This is a genomic window from Longimicrobiaceae bacterium (assembly GCA_035936415.1).
Taxonomy (GTDB): Bacteria; Gemmatimonadota; Gemmatimonadetes; order Longimicrobiales; family Longimicrobiaceae; genus JAFAYN01.
In genome coordinates, this window is record DASYWD010000191.1 from 1 (window position 1) to 2,056 (window position 2,056).

Below are 2,056 nucleotides of genomic sequence, written 5' to 3' on the forward strand. Positions count from 1 at the left end.
GTGCCCCCGGTAGAGGCCCACCGGGTCGCCCCCGGCGCCGTGCTCGGCCAGGCGCGCCCGCAGCTCCTCCGCATCCGAGCCGACCAGCGCCAGCCGGTGCGCGAAGTGGCTGCGCCCGGTCGCCGCGGTGAAGCACACGTCTGCCGCGTCCTGCTCCGGATGCTCCGCCAGGTGCTGCTCCATGCGGCCGACGAGCGCCGCGAGCGCTTCCTCGGACTTCGCCGAGAGCGGGAGCACGAAGGGCGGCCGGGGCGCGTCGGCGGGCTCGGCGGCCTCCGGGACCGGCGCTTCTTCGAGGACGACGTGCGCGTTGGTGCCGCTCAGGCCGAAGGAGCTGACGCCCGCGAGGCGGCGCCGGCCGTTGCGCGGCCAGGGGGTGCGCTCGGTGGGGATGGTGATGGGGAGACTGTCCCACTCCACGTGTGGGTTGCGCTCGCCCAGGTGCAGGTGCGGCGGGATCTCCTCGTGCTGCAGCGCCAGCACCGCCTTGATCAGCCCCGCGATCCCCGCCGCCGCCTCCAGGTGGCCCACGTTGGTCTTCACCGAGCCGACGGCGAGCGGCGCGTCGGCCGGGCGCCCCTCGCCCATCACGGCGGCGAGCGAGTCCACCTCGATGGGGTCGCCCAGCGGGGTGCCGGTGCCGTGCGCCTCCACGTAGCCCACCTCCGCGGGCCCCACCCCCGCGTTCTCCAGCGCAGCGCGGAGCACCGCCTGCTGGGCGAGGCCGTTGGGGACGGTGAGCCCGCTGCTGGGCCCGTCGTGGTTCACGGCCGAGCCGCGGATGACGGCCAGGACGCGGTCGCCGTCGCGCCGCGCGTCGGAAAGCCGCTTGAGCGCGATCATCCCGCACCCCTCGCCGCGCCCGTAGCCGTCCGCCGCGGCCGAGAAGGTCTTGCACCGGCCGTCCGGCGACAGGGCGCGCACCCGCGAAAGGTAGACGTGGCTCTCCGGGGAGAGGACCAGGTTGACGCCGCCGGCCAGCGCCAGGTCGGCCTCGCCGCCGCGCAGGCTCTGGCAGGCCAGGTGGACGGAGACCAGCGAGGCGGAGCAGGCCGTGTCCACCGACAGCGTGGGCCCGTGCACCCCCAGCGCGTACGCGATCCGCCCCGCGGCCACGCTCAGGTGGGTGCCGGTCCCGGCGTACGGGTCGATGCGGTCCGGGTCGCCGGAGCGGATGTGCCGCTGCGCGTAGTCGGTGATGCCGATCCCCACGAACACGCCGGTGCGGCTCCCCTGCAGCCCGGACGGGGCCAGGCCGGCGCGCTCCAGCGCCTCCCAGCTCACCTCCAGCAGCATGCGCTGCTGCGGGTCCATGGTGAGCGCCTCGCGCGGGGAGATCCCGAAGAACTCAGGCTCGAAGCCCTGCACGTCGTCCACGAAGCCGCCCTCGCGGGTGTACATCTTCCCCGGCGCGGCGGGGTCCGGGTCGTACAGCGCGTCGGCGTCCCAGCGGTCCGCCGGCACGGTGCGCACGGCGTCCACGCCGTCGCGCAGGATCTCCCAGAACCGCTCCGGGGTGTCCGCGCCGCCGGGGAAGCGGCACGCCATCCCCACGATGGCGATGGGCTCGGTGCGGGCCTGCTCCAGCGAGGCCAGCCGCGCGCGCGCCGTCCTGAGCTCCAGGTAGGCGCGCTCCAGCATGGCGCGGGCGTCCGGGCGCTGCGGGGTGTCGCTCATGGTCAGTCGCCGTTCTCCAGTTCGCCCGCGAGCAGCGCCAGGAGCTGGTCGTCGGACAGGTTGCCGAGGTCGTCCACCGCGGGCTCCACGCCGGGCGCGGGGCCGCCGTCACGCGGCTCCCCGGCGCCGGGGAGCCCCTCCGCCAGGAAGCGGGCGAGGGAGTGCACGGTGGGGTAGTTGAACACGGTGGAGGTGGGGAGAGTCCGCCCCAGCGCCGCCTGCAGCCGCCCCCGCAGCTCCACCGCCATGAGGGAGTCCATCCCCTGGTCGAAGAAGCCCTGCCGCGGGTCGGGGAGCTCGCCGCCGAGCCCCAGGACGCGGGCCACCTCGGCGGCCACGTGCGCCTCCAGCATCTCCGTCCGCTCGCCCGGTCCCGCGG

Annotated in this window: 2 protein-coding genes; both read right to left on the reverse strand. The window is 75.9% G+C overall.

The features are described from left to right. Positions 1–1,677, reverse strand: a 1,677-nt coding sequence (locus VGR37_07530) for a polyketide synthase (protein HEV2147238.1), incomplete at its 3' end; no start/stop codon positions are given. A gap of 2 nt (positions 1,678–1,679) precedes the next feature. Then, positions 1,680–2,056 (reverse strand): acyl carrier protein (locus VGR37_07535; protein ID HEV2147239.1); only part of this gene is annotated, 377 nt, incomplete at its 5' end.